This is a genomic window from Sphingobacterium sp. JUb56 (assembly GCF_014191365.1).
Lineage (GTDB): Bacteria > Bacteroidota > Bacteroidia > Sphingobacteriales > Sphingobacteriaceae > Sphingobacterium > Sphingobacterium anhuiense.
The window spans coordinates 85364-103821 of sequence record NZ_JACHWL010000001.1 but is presented as its reverse complement, the minus strand read 5'-3'; the positions used below and the strand labels follow the sequence as shown (position 1 = coordinate 103821).

The following is an 18458-nucleotide window of genomic DNA, read 5'->3' as shown; positions in this document are numbered from 1 at the left end:
TGTGAAAAATTAAGTAATTTAAAAAGCCCCCTCACTTACGATTTGACATTTTACGTGATCTTCTCCTTATTTGTCTATCAATAGTACGATGCAAAACATATAGCAAACCAATTAGGGATAGTCACAAAAACTACTATAAAATTAAGACTAGGAGAAAATAAAATGTAACACAATCGATTTCGTAGATTAAGCAATCGATTGTCTATACTTGGTATTCTAAAATCGACCAAGTTGTTATATAAATTCGTTAACATGACTAATGTGGTGATTAATCTGTTCTCCGGTATATTCTATTTTGGGTAAAACCTGGATAAGGAAAAGCTACTATTTTCATTATAAATCTAAGAATCTATGTTGTCAAAAATGAGTATTTCAGATTGTAGATACTGACAATGAAATCATCTGTATTCTCCTACCCAGGATCATATTGTGTTCAAAAACTGGGTTTTAATTTATCAAAAGAATCATCAAACGAACGAACATGAAACGGATAACAATAAAAGATATTGCTAAAGCTCTGGGTTATTCACCAGGTACAATATCAAAAGCATTGGCGGATAGTTATGAAATAAGCAATATAACGAAGATAGAAATCCAGAAATATGCCAATGAAAATGGTTATTCATTCAATCATTATGCAAAACTATTAAGAACAGGAAGGACAAACATTATTGGAATGATCGTCCCGGCAATTGGAAATTCTTTTTTTTCGCAGATTTTAGAGGGGATTGAGGAACAGATGTCCAAGACCGCTTATAACCTGCTCATTATGCAAAGCAATGATGACCCTGTATGTGAAATGACCCATTTGGAGACTTTATATAAGAAAGGTGCAGATGCAATTGTTATCACACCGACCGGAAATAGGGCCTCGATGGAGTATTTGAAGAAATTAAAGGATGAAGGAATTCCAGTAGTTTTAATGGACCGGACAAATTACAACATCGACACACACAAAATAGGCATCGATAATTATGCAGCAGTATATGAAAGCATTACCCATTTAATCAATCAAGGACGCACTAATATTCTCTTTATTTCAAGTTTTGCGAAGGGAGTGGTAGAAGAGCGTCGGCGTGGCTATCTACAGTGCCTTAGAGACTATAATATCCAATATCATAGTAAAAACTTACTATCAATTGATGTTGAGAAAAAGGGACGAAAAAGTCAAGAAGAGTTAATGCTCTATTTATCCCAAAAAATGAAATCAGAATTGCCTCCAGATGCCATATTTACGGCTTCAGACCAATTAACATACCAAACTTTAGAAGTTCTGCACGCGCTGCATATTGAAGTACCAGCTCAGCTATCCCTCATTGGTTTTGCTAATTTCCGGTTTACAAACATCTTTGAACCGCCGTTATCTTGCATCGTCCAACCTTCCAAAGAAATGGGAGCTCAAGCTTTTTTACTCCTATCAGAGATATTGGAGAATCAATCCCAAAAGACTACCTTGTTTAAAAATATAAAGCTACCTGCATCGGTCGAAATCCGTCAATCTTCTTAAAATAATTAGTAAATAAATCTACATTAAATTATCTCCTTAATCGTTTTCGCACATTACGCAAACGTTTGTTCTGTTTTTTTGCACCAATTAATATAAAGTTTTCTCTAATATTAGGAATAGGTTTAAGTTGATTCTCAAATTTAGCAAAATCTATTATATTATAACTAATTAAAATTCATGAAAAAAAAATCATTGAAACTGCGGAGATTTGTCAAAACATTCGTGCTCCCGTTAATAATAATGTGTTTTTCATGTTCACAGACCAAGATTGATAGTAGGAATATCAAGGATCAAAATTTAAACAATAATAACAATGAAAATGTTTCATTGACGAATCATGAATTCGTATCAAATCCTGTTAACTTAAACATTGTCATGTTTGTGCCAACAGATAATCCAGCTTTAAAAGATTATAAAACTAGGCTCTCTGCGTTATTCGTTTATTTTCAAAACTGGATACATACCGAGATGATGCGGTATGGATACAGCACCTACTTAGGCCTGCCTGTAGATCAACTAACAGGACTCGTCAAAATTATTGAAATTCCAGCTTCAGGGACACAGGCAGATTATCCGTACAAGTCTGCTATTTCTGTAGGTAAGATCATCAATGAAATCAAAACTTTTAAAACTAAAAATCCAGCTCAGTTTTCATCCGATAACCACTGTTTAGTTTTGCTACCAGCAAGAACTGACGGCGGTAATCAGCCTTTTTATCGTCACGGAAAATTTTGTTTTGCTGTTGACAATTCGGAAATGTCTGTTACTGGTATACCAAACCCCAATTCCAACTATTTGGGCGGTATGTTACATGAGCTGGGTCACGGATTAAATCTTCCTCACAGTGAAGCTAAATACAGTGAAGGATTTATACACGGTACTTCATTGATGGGCAGTGGAAATTACAGTTTCAGTAAAGGGCAACCAACATTTCTAACCGAATCTGATGCCGCTATTTTGAACAGAAATGAAGTTTTTCAACCCGCCAAATCTTCTAGCACCCCCTATCTAAAACCCATATACAGCTTGCAACCTAGATTTAATATTGACAATCGTCAACAAAAACTCTTTGTAAACGGCTCCTATACTTCAACACTTCCGGTAAGTGATATTTTAGTCTATATGGATCCTAATGTTAACAATGAAGGCACGGGAGTCAATAAAGATTATAATGCTGTTACATGGCGATTTTCACCTCAATCTATTGGATTAATTCAAGGGACAATTGATTTAAATGAATTAAACTTCAAAAACAATACTCCCTATGAATTAAAGATTAAACTTCTCTTACAAAATGGACATATAACATCAGATGTCTTTCCTTTCCAATATAATAACGGAAAGTTAACGACTAGACTGGACTCTTCCTTAACCTTCTCTAACGCTTCTTATTAAAGATGAAAAGGTAGCTTTACAAAATAAAATACAGCTGCAGATAATCAATCTATAACACGTAAATGCTTTTATGTTCTGAATATCTTTTGCGCTGTTTATCTGATTCTTTAAGCTTTTATTGTTTAAAATTAAATTTCAAATTCTTAATTTTCCAAATCCAACAACATCTTCTTCAGTACCTCTAGACAAAAAGTTATGTATCTTCCAGTCCCAATGTCGTTTTTACCAAATTTATGCAAGCATTAATTTTTTAAAAATGTGCAGATGCCACAGGGACTATTATTGTATACTTCCAACGCATTCTTCAAGATCACGTACATTTAGTTGTTTTTGGAAGTCATCTTTCCAGAAATTAGCGTAATTTTTATCTTTCATCCGTCGGCTGATGATTAGCATTAAATCTATTTTCCCCAGATTAAAGCTAGAAAGAACATCAGCATAAATTATCCCCTTTCTTAATCGTTTTCGTGGATTAAGCAATCGATTGCTATAAGTATTTCACACTGACTATTAAAGAGTTATTTATAATATAGAAATAGATTTTAATTCTTTCTCCCATTGAACAAAATCCATTAACAATTATAAACATTTATAAATAATCAAAGATTATGAAACAAAAACCATTAAGGCTGTCTCGTTTTTCAAAAACAGTTGTCCTCTCGCTGGTACTTTTGAGTGCCGCGTGTTCAAAACCCGCTGTGGATAGTACGAATATCAATGAATCAACTTTAAGCAATAAGCTCAACGAAAATGCCACATTAACGAATCAGGAATTCGTATCAAATCCTGTTAATTTAAACATCGTCATGTTTGTACCAACAGATAATCCTGCTTTAAGCGATTATAAGACTAGGCTTTCTGCACTATTTATCCATTTTCAAAATTGGATACACAATGAGATGTCAAGGTATGGATACAGCACCTACTTAGGTTTGCCAGTCGATCAATTAACAGGACTCGTCAAAATAATTGAAATTCCCGCTGCTGGCGCGCAAGCAGACTACCCTTATAGCTCAGCTATTTCTGCAGGAAAGATCATTAATGAAATCAAAGCTTTCAGAACGAATAATCCAACTCAGTTTTCCTCCAATAACCACTACCTGGTTCTCTTGCCTGCGAGAACAGATGGAGACGGGAGCCAACCATTTTACGGTTATGGAAAATTTTGTTTTGCAGTAGACAATTCTTCTATGTCTGTTAATGGTATCCCAAACCCCAATTCCAACTATTTAGGTGGTATGCTACATGAGCTTGGACACGGATTAAACCTTCCACATAACCGCGCAAAATACATCAGCGAAGAACCGTTACTAGGTACCTCATTGATGGGTAGCGGAAATTATAGTTTCAGTAAAGGCGAGCCAACATTTTTAACCGAATCTGATGCCGCTATCTTGAACAGAAATGAAGTATTTCAATCAGCATCAACTTCTATTACGCCTTATCAGGTACCGACCTATACTGTGCAACCCCAATTTAATATTGATAATAATCAACAGAAGATCTTTCTTAGCGGGTCCTATACTTCAACATTACCGGTAAGTGATATTTTAGTATACATGGATCCTAATGTCAACAATGAAGGAACAGGGGTCAATAAAGACTACAATGCAATAACTTGGCGATTCACTCCTCAGCCCGGAGGCGGCATTCAGGGGGCAATAGATTTAAGCGAATTAAGTTTTAAAGGCAATACACCTTACGAATTAAAGGTGAAACTGCTTCTACAGAATGGTCATACAACTTCCAACGTATACTCTTTCCAATATAATAACGGACAATTGACCACAAATCAAGACTCGGTTTTCACCTACTCTAATGCTTCTTATGCAGGGGTAAAAGGGAGCTTTTCGAAAGGAAATTATACAACAGCAGATTTGCTTGCCAAAGGCGTTACAGACAACAGCATATCATCCATCAAAGTTGGCGCTAATGTAAAGGTTATCTTATTTAACGGAAACAACTTCACAGGAGATAGTTTGATTGTTACCTCTTCATCAACTTACCTTTCTACTTTCAATGATAAGGTATCATCCATGAAAATAAATAACTTATAAAAGCTATATCCTTTAATTATCTGGAAAATAATAAGGAGTACTATTGTCTTATTATTTTCCAGATATTAAGTAAAAAAACGATAAATAGTAATTAGGGTACTGAAATATATTATATTTTCTTGAAAATAAAACAGCCTGCCTCTGAGGGGTGATCTAAGACCATCGTATCTTTATCTTCTTTCCATATCAGGTTGATGATCATAAAATCACCAGCTGCGGCGCCCGTAAAAAATATAGCAAATATTAACAAGAACACATTACCCGTAAAAATTGCGATAAAGGCTGGGAGTACTCCTAAAATAATGGCAGGCATAATAGCTCCTACTATATACTGTCTAACTCTTAAAGGTTCTTTGCAGTGGCAATAGGGAGTTAACATCTTTAATAAGATTCCAAACTTTATGGATTTAAATCCATGCTTAGCGAAAAGAGCAAAAGTAACTCCGTGAATTAATTCATGTACAACTATTCCAGCAAGTAGAACGATTACAACAGCTATCGGAAAGAGGGGATTTTCTCTAAAACTCTCCACAAATACTCCAATAAAATCCAGTTCACCCCATATCAAATAAAAGGGAAGACCATATACTAAAATGATGGGTATGAATAAGAGCAGAGAAAAAATATTTGCCTTGGCTAAATCAATAGTTCTAATCTCCTTTATATAATTTTCTAATAAATTTTGTTCCATATACTTACTCAATAACGTACTTTCATTTATAAAAATTTAAATAAAAGTCCACCACAGTAATACCCAATTTTATAAATTGCAAATACTGAAATTGTTGCTATTATAATGAATCTTTTATTCTTTACGTATAGCTGTAAAATATTATTTAATCCCATAAATGTGTCCTACTATTTATTTGCAATCAACTACATCCAAACTCATCTTTTACTCCTTAGAAATTTAATGCTATTGAACGAACTGAAATAAGTAAGTAATGATAAAATAAATTAATATTCCTACTACTGCTGCTAGCAAATAATAAATCTTTTTATTCATAAATTTAAATTGACATAAATGAATCGATTATTCTGAGAACTCCACCATCAAATTGAGTCATCTCATAAGTATCCAATTCTTGAACATGGATTGATTTTAATTCTAAGTTATTGATTTTTATCTTGATAAAAAAGTTATTCATACTCTATTTCTAAGGTTATTTTCGTAATTATTGTTTTCCTGGGGGCCGAAGCTATCCTCTCTTTGTGCTAGATGGTTGGCTAACGGCTTTGTTGATCAGCAATACTAAATTACAACAGCTCAATGCTCAAAAAAAGCATTGGCGATATTTACTGAAGGTTAATGTTGTTCTGTCGAAATATGTCTGATCTTTCCTTTCCAGCATACCGGAGTTCTTGACCTTACCATGTTCTTTACCAAAGATTATATTATATTCTTAATAAGATTTGTTGGCAATATTATGGGTTTTTACATTCTAGAAAAACTCATATTATCATAGCTGATGAGAAATAACCTGCAACTATATGATCACAAATAAGTAAAGCCACATTTCACAACGTGGCTTTACCGCACATATATAATTAATTAAACAGTAAGCAGCGCTTTTCAGATTAAAATACATTGCAAGCGCATGTGCTGATTCCGATCCTTGCCATTTTTTTGTTGATCAGATATCCTTCCGGTTATCATCCGAATCCATATCAATCAACTTATTGTACGGATCGATTCCGACCTGAAGAGGCAACTCGTCGACCACAAGTGTTATTTTATTATTGATCTGATCGATCCTATGTTTTTTCAGATACAATTCCTGTGTTGAATGGCCACCTTTCTTATTTGCTTTTGCAAACACACCGATTTCAATGTAATCCCTTAAAGGCAATGACTCCACAGTTTCATTATTCGATTTCTTAAATGAAATAGGGTTGTTGCCTTTATCATGATAACTTTTCGTTCCATTTTCATCCACACGATATTTGGCAACCTCAAATTCAATATCGACCTGATACTTGCCATTTTTCATTTTTTTAGCAGTAACTTTTTCAACCTTATTGTTATATAAAGTGATGGTCTCAAACATATCCTTAATCAGATATTGCAATGAATCAGGTGTCGCCTTTTTAAAGTGCTCCACAAACTCCAATGATGTTGTATACGGTGGATTTTGAAAGGCCGTATGTTCCAGATAGGTTTTAGCAGTCTTATTGAAAACATCCTCACCCAGATAATCGCTTAAAGCATACAGTACCAAGGAACCTTTCTGATAGTGGATATACATTTGATTTTCATTGAACATGAGCGGTCTCTCCCCCAATTTCTCAGCACTTCGCCCTGTTAGATAACCGTCCAATGCATCTTTTAGAAATTTGCGCATCTGTCCCTTACCATAACGTTTTTCCAACACTTTCAACGAAGAATACTCCGACATACTTTCCGATAGCAATGTAGCTCCCTGTACATTCGCACCTACGACTTGATGAGCCCACCATTGATGTGCGATCTCATGTGCGGTGACTGCATAAGGATAATCCACCGCATCTTCATTTTTCTCCTTTACATCGGCTATAAACCCGATAGCTTCTGAAAAAGGAATAGTATTGGCAAATGACTGGGCAAAGGTTCCATCGGTAAGCGGAAACTCGACAATACGCAACTGACGGTGTGGATAAGCACTGTATTCTTGGCTGTAATAAGCCAGAGATGCCTTACTGGATGCCATCATGCGGTCCAGATTGAACGTATGTCCTTTATGATAATATACTTCCAGATTCACGCCATTCCAGCTGTCTTTCTTCACTTCATATCGCGCAGAATTAAATGCGTAGAAATTGAGAATCTCCGTATCCATCTTGTAGTGGTAATATTTACGTCCATCCTTTTCCCATTCCTTAGTCAGGTAACCCGGTGCTATGGCCAACTGATCCAAATCAGTACTCACAGTAGCCTCAAAACGAATCCAATCGGCATCATTCGAAATATAATTATTTTGCAATGCTTTCTGATCTGTTGGTGGTGCCATCCGATTTCGATGTGGCAGTCCGTATTTCTTTCGGATATCGTTCTCGACCAATTCCCCTCTATCCAAATATCCAATATTCGGGAATTGCATATTGTTGATAAAAGTACCATTGCCTTTGACAGGAGATCGTTCATTCACCCAAGTATTGAGCGGACTTTGGGTACTGAAATTCAAAGTAATGGAATCACCTGGAGCAAGTGGCTGTTGTAATTTATAGATGTTAAAATTATACTTATCATCTTCCGAAACTAATGTATTGGGCACACTAAACGAGAACTTGTAATCATAATCATTATAATTGACAAAAATGGAATCAATGGCTACCCCGGTCTTATTTTTCAATACATAAGCTACCTGTGCCTTAAAGCTTCGCTCTTTTGGGAAGATATCCATATTGAATTTAACATCCACAACCCTAGGCTGTGGCCGGTATTGATATTTTTTGTATTTCTTTTCCCATTCAATAGCCTGTTTTTCATGATCTAAACTGGTATAATACGGTTTTTTAATATTATTTTCATAATATATACCAGCTCCCATAGCGATAAATCCGACAAGACTGACCGTGATTATCGCAGTTATAGTAAGATTTAAATTACTTTTAAGGATCAGCCATCTTTCCTTAATTCCTGAGAACAAACCTCTTCGCCATAGTAACAACGAAATGGTCAAGAAGAAAACCGAAAATAAAAGCCAATATACCCTATAGGTCAAGAACGGCAACACATACCCGAACCCATCCATATCCGAATAATCAATCCCAGGTCCTTGATTAAATTTGTAAATATTCTGTTCCACTCCCATTGCCGAAAGAAAGGGCAATGCGATAAACAAGAGCAAGAGCACAAAAAATCCCGTCAGATAATTTTTGAACAAAGTATGGACAAACACAGAGACAAACAGCCAAGCTATATTGGACAGCATGCCATACACCATGAGATTCATCACATATTGTCCGATCTCAAAAATATAATACCCATGATATACCTGAAAGGCCATACAAGTCACGATAACAACCAGTAACAAGGCCAGCTGCATTTTGACAATAGCAATTAAAGTTGATAAAAGTAAAACCCAGTTCGGGACAGGACTCGCATCAATCAATCCCCCCATACGGCTAATGCTCCCCCGATGAATCAGCAAACCTGTAAACAGGAAAGTCAATATCAACAGAAAAAACTTAAATGTGGATCCAGGTATCATCAGCATTTTCCAAGTAACAGGATAAGTCGACGTTCCCGAAATAGAACCGACGGTACTTGCCATTAAGATAACAAAGAGGATCCCGACCAATGTCAAAATCATAAATACAGGATTTTTGACAATGTAACTAAAGTTGTATCTCGCCAATGCCCATGAAGTCTTAAAATAGTGAAAAGTTGAAAAATTATATTTCACCACTGGCAGATCCATTCTAAAAATACTTTCAAAATTATTTTTAGTCACGCGTTTACCAATTTTACTCGTTTTAAACGTAAAAGCTTGTTGAGAAAACGAAAAGAACAAGTAAAAACCACCAATAAAAAGTGCAGATACGGCTAGCCAGATCAATCGGTTATAGATCACCGCTCCAGTAAAAGGAAGATTTCTGATATCTTTTTCTGCTGGAGACCAATATTGTGTATAGTAGGAAATGGCACTATCCCCAAATGGATCGATCAACGCACCCAGGTATCGGTTATCCATATCAGCTGTAGTACTTTGCACCACCGCTTGCAGCAGGAGTAAAATCAGTACTGCAACAAAACCTACATAAACATTTCTAGTCAGTGTCACCAATACAAAAATAATGGAACTGAAAATTATCAGGTTGGGGATGACCTGAATAAGATAGGTCTGAAAATAGGCAAATACATGTACCGGCCCCAATAAACTTTGGTTAATACCGGGGACATACTGCGCAACTATAATCCCTAGTGTAGAAGCCATTACGATGATTAAGACTACTGTAAGTGAACCGAAAAACTTACCCAGCAAATAATCAGTCTTGGTAAAGGGATAGCTAAACAGAATGCTATGCACATTGTATTGAAAGTCCCGATAGACAGAAGCCCCCACAATGGTTGGGATCAGAAAATAAATGAGATTAGACATCCCGTTGATCATTTCGCTGATCGCCAGAGGTGAGTTCATGATTGTATTGGAAGATGTCGTCGCGGTAATACCATCAAAGATACCAAGTGCAGACAGCATGATGAACAGTGCTAGCACAAAGAACAGCAACATGTAGATATAGATCGTACTATTCTTAAACCAGCGGGTGAACTCAAATTTAAAAATAGTGCTAAACATGGTGTTGATCTTTTTTAAGGGCGACAAAATAAACATCTTCCAGTTGTCCATCAGCAGGAACAAAAGATTCATCAGGACATAAATCGCTATAGACCCGGATATTTAAGGTATTATCCTGATTATAGTTGGTCGATATCACATTATATTTTTGGGTGTACTCATCCAGTTGTTCCCGGGTGATGATACGTACCCAAATCTTACCGGACAGTTCATCTATGGTTTCTTTCGGAGTTCCCCTTAATAAAATCTTACCCCCATTCAGGATGGCCATTTCATGACACAGTTCACGTACATCATCTACGATATGCGTAGAAAATATAACAGTATGATCCGTGCCGATCTCGCGCAGTACATTGAGAAAACGGTGTCTTTCTGCAGGGTCAAGTCCGGCAGTAGGTTCATCCACAATAATCAATTTGGGATCGTTCAATAGCAGTTGTGCAATACCAAAGCGCTGTTTCATCCCACCAGAATATCCACTGACACTTTTATGGCGCACATCCCACAGATTGGTCACTTCAAGAACACGGTTGATGATTTTTTGGCGATCAGCACCTGAAGAAATACCTTTAAGACGAGCAAAATATTGTAATAGATCGACAGCCGAAAGTTTGGGATAGACTCCAAATTCTTGAGGGAGGTAGCCCAGTACTTTCCTCAAGTCCATCTGATTTTTCAGCACATCAATCTGGTCAAAAGTAATTGTACCACTATCCGGTCTTTGAAGTGTCGCGATAGTTCGCATTAAAGAAGATTTACCAGCTCCATTTGGCCCTAAGAGACCAAACATGCCTGGTTTAATTTCAAGAGTGACATCATCTAAGGCTTTTACACCATTCGGATAGATTTTACTGAGGTTTGTTATAGATAAATTCATAAATAAGTTAACTGGTAATAATCGATTAGTCGATTGAATAAAAAAAATGTTACAACAATATAAAAAGAATATCTCAAATTAAGTTTTCGACGAACCTTGAGAAAGACTTATTTAATACTCTTTTTTACTCAATAAAACCTATTGGATCTGACTTAATAGCTCATACCTGATTTCCCCTAGTCCATATCCAATTTTATAAATTATGTATCAAGAAAATGGACAATAAGATTGATTTTTGAAGTTTATTGTAAAAAGCTAAAATTTGAAAGGTGTTCATAAACAACTAAATTATAGTTGCTCAATGGTAAGAAAAGCATTGGAGATATTATTTGATAAATAATACTTCCCTGCTGAAATACGTCTAATCTACTGATAATTCAGATACTGAATATCAACCTTGATTTATCTACTAATTCTACTTCATTTATGAAACTATAAAAATGTTTCTTCTTTTTAAGAGTCCGAAAATTAAAGAATCCTCTCAAACAGCTGAAAGGATTCTTTAATTTTAGAAGGTAATAATATTACTTCCGATTTGAAATTTTTCTTAAAATTCTACTTGTTGCATAACTCACCACTGTTCCCAATGCAGCCATCAACACGGTCTGCAATACATCTCCAAAAGAAAATGAAACCCATATCGAACATAGTGTACCACCTATCGTACCGATACGGATATCATTCCATTTCATCCTGCACCTCCTTTTCTTGATTAGATAGAAACCCTTCTGCTGTTGGCGGTCCTTCCTCCTCTCGTTTTGTCTCTTTATCATCTAGAACTGTTTCTACTACACCAAGTCCCAGAGCAATGTATTTAATAATATTTAGTGCCTTTCCTGGCAACTTAATTGGCGCCAGCAACACCACTTGCAACACCGCACTTATTTTTTGAATTATCTTTTTCATTTGTATAAAAGTTAAAAGGTTAAATAGTTAGTAGATTAGAAAATCACTTCTTCACTTGGTTACTATGTTACTGATTACTTCGTTACTCCTTCACTAGTCATTGCGTTACTCCGTTACTTCAATAATCACATCCCGTACTAACATCAATTCCACCAACAATCCATACAATTTCTTGTACGCCGTCACCGACTGCATCAACCGATACTCTCCTTTCTCAAACACATAACTTGTTCCTACGAGCAAGCAGCCAGCAGTTTCCTTATACGTATTGCCAATGTGGACATAGACGTAGTTAAACCCAGGAATATTCTTGATTTCGATCATTCCTTTATGCAGTTTAGGAAAACGGTCATAATAGTTACCGTTCATCCCTCCATCACGGTTGAAACCAAGCTTATATCTTCCTGCAGGAATGCTCGTACTTCCTGGTATCTTTTTTTCCCGAGGGATGTCCTCCAGACCATAGCAGATAAACTGATTATTCAGATAAATTTCGGACAGGGTACTGTTTTTCCCCTGTTCGATACGGATCACCTTTAAATGCATAGCCATACTGTTAAAATTTCCCTAGATATTTACTATTGGACACCATCCGCTTATCCCGGTCATGGAGCATCAGATACAGATGCACCTGCTTTCCGCGCAGCACAGAAGGCAATTCCAGTGTCATTCGGGCATCTTTTCGGATTACCTGCTGTTCATTGATCGCCGCGTTGCCGGCTTCAACATCATAAGCACATAAGATCAATTCATCATCCCAGTTGCACTGATCCGGAAAAAAGCCATCCGGTAATAGCCACTTCACTGAGATAAAATCACCGGTTCTCTCCACCTGTTCGAGCATAACCGGAGCTAAGGTTCCTTCACTTATTTTTGCTTTAGCGGGATCGATTTCCATATTCGGATATTCTCCTTTGAGCGCATTCCGCAGATGATGTGACATGGCTTTTCCAATTGCAGTTTTCCCTTTTTTACGGGTTGCAAATCCGATCTGGATCAATAGGTTGAGCGGATTGAGGAAATAGCGCACCAGTTTAAATCCAAGCTGGATAGCTTTGGCTTTATTCGGTTCCGAAGCTGTTTCTTTTTTATTTGATATCATCAACATATCGCTATATTTTAAAGATCAGAACCAGGAGAAACTCTCGCTTCTCCCGGTCTGATGGATGAATAAAATTGATTACAGTAAATCTACCTCTCCCAGATAGGTACTGCCGGAAACCTTGGATCCCTTGCGGTCTGCAAAAAATATCCAGACATGACCTTTTGCTCCGAGGAGATGATCCGGTATAGTGATATCTATAGCCCCATCTGCACGCATAGGCGGTGTCGGAGCCGTCATAAACTCGTTCGCTGTCGGCTGATACAGCAGGATAATCACCTGATCATCGGCTTTGGACTGATATAACGTATTCAGCGTCACGTCCCAGTTTATAGAGAGAAGTCCTAATGAAGCCGAAATACCTGTCGCACCGCCACCTATAAATGAACCCGAACTGATCTCGATCTTGCTGTAGTCCAACTCAAAATTTGGATACGTTCCGATCACTGCTTTATCAATATTTTGTCTCAGCGCGACATTGGTCGGTGTCATCCGATCTGACTTCACCTGACGGAATCCCAGTCGTAGGATCGGTGTGATCGGCATTAAGAATTTCGTCATCGCGTAAAAGCGTGCCTGCACGATCAGCTGTTCCTCCGAGGCTGCTTTTGTGCGCTTTCTGGACAGACCTCTGATGTAGTCGATCCCCTTCCAGCTCGCACCTATCACGCTTCCCGTTTTGCCGCTGAAACTCCCATTTGCACCCTGTCTAATTGTTCCCATTTTTCTAATTTTTTAAAGATTTAACCATACATAAAAGCCTGATAAATACCGGTATATTTCGCTTTACGATGACAAACATAGCATCTGGACATAGGGCTTGTCAAGAGCCAGAAAGGGATTGTCGGCGTTTGTCGGAGTACCGCTGGAAATTTGTCGGTGTTATGTCGGTGTACTGCAATTGGCTTTTCACATCGATATATCTTAAGTTCACAAAAAACTCAGCTATATCGCTGTTAAGAATGCTTAGAAAAATATAAATTGGAAACCATCTACCGATCATTAGAATACCTGCCGGTAACCCGCTTTTACCAAAAGCCGTCCCTGCACCGCAAGTGCACCGTACTTGCACCGTCCCTGCATCGGGAAATGGACGGTGCAAGTACGGTACAGGGATGGTGCAACAGCGGAGAAACTTAAAAGCGGGTTAAAAGAAGGTCCGAACAAGGTTAAAAGAAGGTCCGAACAAGGTTAAAAGAAAATCCGAACAAACGGAGTTATGGCAGACTAAGGCAAATGAGGTGGCTTATAGCCTCGGTAAGCGATATAAAGTCGCACCACATCCCGCTTCAAAAACTGATTCTTTTTCATATTTTTTGCAATCGGACGGATCGCTCCCTCCTTTACCCTACGTTCAAAAGTACGTTTCGAAATCGCGATAAATTCGGCCGCTTCACGTGTGCACATCGTACCGACAAGTCCGGCATATTCATCCTCATTTTGAGGGCATTCCAGCAGGAGCAGCAAACGGTCAATTTTACCATGTAGCTCTTTTTCAGGAAATACAGGATGATGAGAAAGGTGATAATGAATTTTGAAATTAGAGCTTGTCACATGCGAGACAAAGCAGTAGCTAGACTCCCGATAAATAGGAGTACTTTCATAAAAAAACATAATAGGTTCAGTAAGGCGACTCACCGCCGAAATCCCCATCAAAAGGTGGCTTCTGCCACCTTTTGACTACAGTTTATCTTGGTTTATAAATTGAGATGGTTTTGCGCTTAGAGGTATATAGTCATCCCATCCCGTATGCCTCAGATCATTGATATTATCCAAAAAAACAACCAGTTTTTTATTTTTCTTGATCCATGTAGTCAATACTAATTCTTTCTGAATAGCAAGTTCAGTAAGATTCTGACGCAAACAATCAAAAACCTCCCGATGGAAAACCAATCGATCCACATTGTGAGCAATTGGGTAATATACCAGCATCATATTGACGCTATAATTATTGCTGATCTTAAAATACCACTTATCCAGCCCCCGCTTTTCCAGTTCTTTCATAAACCGGTCAGCTTTTCTTCTTTCTCCATTGACCAGAATAATCTCTTTTGTATCTGCACTGGAATAATAAAATGGAACATCAAACATTCGAGGGGCCCCACACGCATTAAAGATTGGTCCTAATCCTTCAACATGAAACAGTACTTCAAATAAGGAGCTGATAACAATATGTTCATCTAACACATGTGGAGGGACAACCTTCACCTCCTTAACAATTACTCTTTCTACCGGAACTTCAACTTCCTTTATAATTTCTTTTGTTTCGAGCACCGTCTCTCTAATCGGTATTACTATTACTTTTGAAACAAAACGTGTTTTGAATACAGTCCGTATCCAAGACAATTTTCCCTTTATAAAAACATAAGCAGTATAAACTAAACAGATCAATGCAATGCGGCTTGCATAATATTTCATGTAGCTGATGAAGAGTGCTATTGTATCTCCTTCCCTTACATACGAAAACATGAAAATAAAAAAAAGATAGATGGACATCAGTATGCTCACTGTCGATCCGATACCCCAAATTTTGCTAAACAGTGGCAACCGCTTAAAGTATAACTTTTCCCCTTCTATCAATTTCAGTGTCGGATATTTCTTTTCCCAAAAGCTTGCCAACGATAATAACCGAAACTGAACCAGCAGGGTTCCTATAACCAATATCATTGTCAATCCACCAGTCCATATCCAAAAAGCAGGGGTAGAAAACCGGCGGAGCTGCAAGCCGGTATTACCGAACAAATTAAATACTACTGCCAAAGAGATTATAATAATCAGTGGTCTAATTCTTTTCATGAAATTTGGTCAATTGGGTTGATAAAATATTAATTTTCGATTCAAATCAACCTCCAAAATACCAATTATGCTTAATATTTAGATCAATTATTTCACTAAGATAGACTAGAATAACCTACCAAATACGGCAGGTTATTGTATAACAATAGAAAACACTGGCTTTTATGAACTTTAAAGCAAATATTTGAAAGAAAAACAAATATGAAAGAAAACTTTAACACAGCTGGAGTTAACAACAAAGTTACAAACCTACTTGCACTTTCCAGTGCTGATCTACATCTTCAAAAGCAAATGCTCTATACCGATTTTGCCCTCTGGGTGAGAGAGCATTTTAACCTAGAGCAGGAGCAATTGGAGCAATTAGACAACATGCCTCAAAATTTCCGCAACCAATTGGGGACTGCAATTGCAAACTGTCTGGATGCTGGTTATCCTGTACAATTTTTAAAAGAAGAAAAAGAAGAAGATATTGACTGGAAAGAATTATCCATACAGGGACTTGAAGAATGGCAGGAACCGTTCATGACGAGGCAGTTTAGAAGTCCACTTTTTATAGCTATCCGCTATAAAAAGAACCCATAGGAATTAATACAAAACACCACATTATCCAAACCAAGCCTATCACTTTTTCCGAAATCCCAAGTGATGGGTTTACAATAACCACATTAAGAAAGACGAATAAGTATCCCTATTATTAGCCTATTAAAATAATGAAAAAATCGCTACATATAGATCTAGAAAAGCTACTTGGAACTACAATTGAACGAAAACAAGTCAGTATAACACCGTCAATTAAAATGTCCAACGGTCAAATTTCGTACTTTTCTAATCAGCTTGATGAAGCTATTCTGCAGGAGTTCGACGGGCTCTTCGGCTTTATCAATATGATTGATTTCAAACTTAAAAGTAAAAGAATAATTCCTTTGCACATTGAGCAGGCTGATCTGCATATTTTCTATCTAATTGAAGGGAGATCAAGCATCTTGATTAATGATTTACGAACAAAAAAAAGTATTGATATTTCCCCCTTAAGAGGACGTTATTTCTATCTACCAAAGGGTGAATACGAACTTATTTTACCCGAGGGAAGAACAGCTATCTGTAACTTTTACTTTCGATGTAGCATTTTTCGCAACGGGAATGAGAGGCCTTTTCAATTTTTACATGCTCTAATTGATGCTCACCGCAACAACAATCCCACCTCCAGCTGGAGTATTGATTTTCGTGTTGGTCCACGCACCACAGCACATATACAGCACCTGCTTATCAAACTCAAAAAAGGAGACTTAGACACAGAGAAACATATCCTACACGAGCTCAATGAATTGATTAAACTATCGAATGAAAAAGTATTTGAGGAATATCACAAGCTATCTGGTTCCATCTTAAAGGCCAGAGAAGCGCGTGATCTCATCATCCAATATGTAGATCAGCATGGGCAAAATTTCAGTATAAGCAGTATAGCTGAAAACACCCAGATAAGCCATGATTATCTGAACGAAATATTTCATCAGTATTATGAACAAAGTGCAAGTGCCTTTAAATATGATCTTCTCGAAGAAAAGGTGAAAAGCTTATTACTTGAGGGGATTTCAGTAGTAAATGTAGCGTACAGTTGCGGATACACAGAGAGCTCAAGATTATGCAAATTTTTCAAAAAAAGGACAGGTCTCACGCCAACTGAATTTATAACCAAATCAAAAAACAATTGATCAGCTAATCACTATTCTTAATCCCTAACAACTTAGCCTAATATCATTAATATAATTTGATAAAAAACGAAAGCCTATGCGAAAATTCATTTTTTTATATACCAGAGCACCGCAAGGCCAACTACCTAAAGAAAGATGTTATTACTGTGAACGCTGGATAGGGACTAGAGACAGTTGCGGTCTATTGAAACGATCGGTCGATCATGTACGGCCCAAATCAAAACATGTCTACTCCAATATCTTGGTAGTATGTTGTCATTTCTGTAACACTTCTAAAGGAGACCTGGAGCCTGAGATATTCCTAGAAAAACTTAAGATATCGCTAGAAAATAAAGCAGACTTTTCAAATATTCCACATGCAGTATTAAGCAATGTCATCAAAAACACGACTATACTGCTCGAAAAGAAAATAAAACCACTTCGAAATTATCCCGTTACCAAGCATTTAAATTGCTGTTCGATCCATCATTTACGTAGTGTAGCCCGAGATCAATTAGGAGATAAAATCGTCGATCAGCTTCATGATCATTTTTTCCTTGATTTAAAGATCATTATGCTTGGAACTTTAAAATATGTACCCAAACTACTTTTGGAAATCCGCCAAAGAAACATCTCCAAGAGCCATTTTGATAAGCTCATTCAGACGCTGAAAGACCTTGGATGGATCATTGAGTTTGGTTCTGACAGTATTAATAAATCTAGAAGGAGGTACTATGCGCTAAGCAATTCAGGTAAAAAAGCACTATTATTGGATCCAGAATAGTAGCGATATTTGATCCACGATAGGAATGGCAATTTTTATTGTAGTACCTTAAAAATTGACAGTC

16 protein-coding genes are annotated in these 18458 nt (G+C 37.1%); 6 read left to right on the top strand and 10 right to left on the bottom strand.

Features of this window, described 5'->3' with window-relative positions:
- The first annotated feature begins 481 nt into the window (after positions 1 to 481).
- The 3 genes from FHR29_RS00385 to FHR29_RS00375 all read left to right on the top strand — a co-directional run bounded on the left by FHR29_RS00385 (position 482) and on the right by FHR29_RS00375 (position 4959).
- Positions 482 to 1507, top strand: coding sequence for a LacI family DNA-binding transcriptional regulator (locus tag FHR29_RS00385; RefSeq protein ID WP_183911776.1), 1026 nt, complete (start codon positions 482 to 484; stop codon positions 1505 to 1507).
- Between the two features lie 177 nt (positions 1508 to 1684).
- On the top strand, positions 1685 to 2902 hold the full coding sequence (locus FHR29_RS00380; RefSeq protein ID WP_183911775.1) for a hypothetical protein: 1218 nt from the start codon (positions 1685 to 1687) through the stop codon (positions 2900 to 2902).
- A 608-nt stretch (positions 2903 to 3510) separates the two neighbouring features.
- The gene (locus FHR29_RS00375; protein WP_183911774.1) at positions 3511 to 4959 is read left to right on the top strand and encodes a hypothetical protein; all 1449 of its coding nucleotides are present in this window, start codon (positions 3511 to 3513) and stop codon (positions 4957 to 4959) included.
- A 109-nt stretch (positions 4960 to 5068) separates the two neighbouring features.
- On the opposite strand, the gene FHR29_RS00370 is transcribed toward FHR29_RS00375, so the two are convergent.
- From FHR29_RS00370 to FHR29_RS00325, 10 genes are all read right to left on the bottom strand, one after another.
- Positions 5069 to 5650 (bottom strand): DUF3267 domain-containing protein, encoded by a 582-nt coding sequence (locus tag FHR29_RS00370; RefSeq protein ID WP_183911773.1) that lies wholly within the window; start codon positions 5648 to 5650, stop codon positions 5069 to 5071.
- Positions 5651 to 6593: 943 nt separating this feature from the next.
- Positions 6594 to 10238, bottom strand: a complete 3645-nt coding sequence (locus FHR29_RS00365) for a M1 family aminopeptidase (RefSeq protein WP_183911772.1) — start codon at positions 10236 to 10238, stop codon at positions 6594 to 6596.
- Positions 10231 to 11115 carry an ABC transporter ATP-binding protein gene (locus FHR29_RS00360; protein WP_021188235.1) on the bottom strand — a complete coding sequence of 295 codons (885 nt, stop codon included), beginning with the start codon at positions 11113 to 11115 and terminating at the stop codon, positions 10231 to 10233. The genes FHR29_RS00365 and FHR29_RS00360 overlap by 8 nt, the downstream gene beginning before the upstream one ends.
- A 524-nt stretch (positions 11116 to 11639) precedes the next feature.
- The gene (locus tag FHR29_RS00355; protein ID WP_183911771.1) at positions 11640 to 11807 is read right to left on the bottom strand and encodes a hypothetical protein; all 168 of its coding nucleotides are present in this window, start codon (positions 11805 to 11807) and stop codon (positions 11640 to 11642) included.
- On the bottom strand, positions 11794 to 12021 hold the full coding sequence (locus FHR29_RS00350; protein ID WP_183911770.1) for a hypothetical protein: 228 nt from the start codon (positions 12019 to 12021) through the stop codon (positions 11794 to 11796). The genes FHR29_RS00355 and FHR29_RS00350 overlap by 14 nt, the downstream gene beginning before the upstream one ends.
- A 105-nt stretch (positions 12022 to 12126) precedes the next feature.
- Positions 12127 to 12573 carry a DUF5675 family protein gene (locus tag FHR29_RS00345; protein ID WP_260291282.1) on the bottom strand — a complete coding sequence of 149 codons (447 nt, stop codon included), beginning with the start codon at positions 12571 to 12573 and terminating at the stop codon, positions 12127 to 12129.
- Between the two features lie 4 nt (positions 12574 to 12577).
- The gene (locus FHR29_RS00340) at positions 12578 to 13129 is read right to left on the bottom strand and encodes a DUF6266 family protein (RefSeq protein WP_132845830.1); all 552 of its coding nucleotides are present in this window, start codon (positions 13127 to 13129) and stop codon (positions 12578 to 12580) included.
- 72 nt (positions 13130 to 13201) lie between these two features.
- Entirely contained in the window at positions 13202 to 13846 is a 645-nt protein-coding gene (locus FHR29_RS00335) for a DUF6266 family protein (protein WP_221197767.1), read from the bottom strand.
- Positions 13847 to 14350: 504 nt separating this feature from the next.
- Complete coding sequence (locus FHR29_RS00330; RefSeq protein WP_183911768.1) at positions 14351 to 14737, bottom strand: hypothetical protein; 387 nt, start codon at positions 14735 to 14737, stop codon at positions 14351 to 14353.
- A 66-nt stretch (positions 14738 to 14803) separates the two neighbouring features.
- Positions 14804 to 15919, bottom strand: coding sequence for a hypothetical protein (locus tag FHR29_RS00325; protein ID WP_183911767.1), 1116 nt, complete (start codon positions 15917 to 15919; stop codon positions 14804 to 14806).
- 201 nt (positions 15920 to 16120) lie between these two features.
- On the opposite strand from FHR29_RS00325, the gene FHR29_RS00320 reads away from it, so the two are divergent.
- From FHR29_RS00320 to FHR29_RS00310, 3 genes are all read left to right on the top strand, one after another.
- Positions 16121 to 16501: a hypothetical protein gene (locus FHR29_RS00320; protein ID WP_183911766.1), complete on the top strand. Its 381-nt coding sequence runs from the start codon at positions 16121 to 16123 to the stop codon at positions 16499 to 16501.
- 128 nt (positions 16502 to 16629) lie between these two features.
- Positions 16630 to 17631 carry an AraC family transcriptional regulator gene (locus tag FHR29_RS00315; RefSeq protein WP_183911765.1) on the top strand — a complete coding sequence of 334 codons (1002 nt, stop codon included), beginning with the start codon at positions 16630 to 16632 and terminating at the stop codon, positions 17629 to 17631.
- A gap of 76 nt (positions 17632 to 17707) precedes the next feature.
- Entirely contained in the window at positions 17708 to 18394 is a 687-nt protein-coding gene (locus tag FHR29_RS00310; protein WP_183911764.1) for a hypothetical protein, read from the top strand.
- The last annotated feature ends 64 nt before the right edge of the window (positions 18395 to 18458 follow it).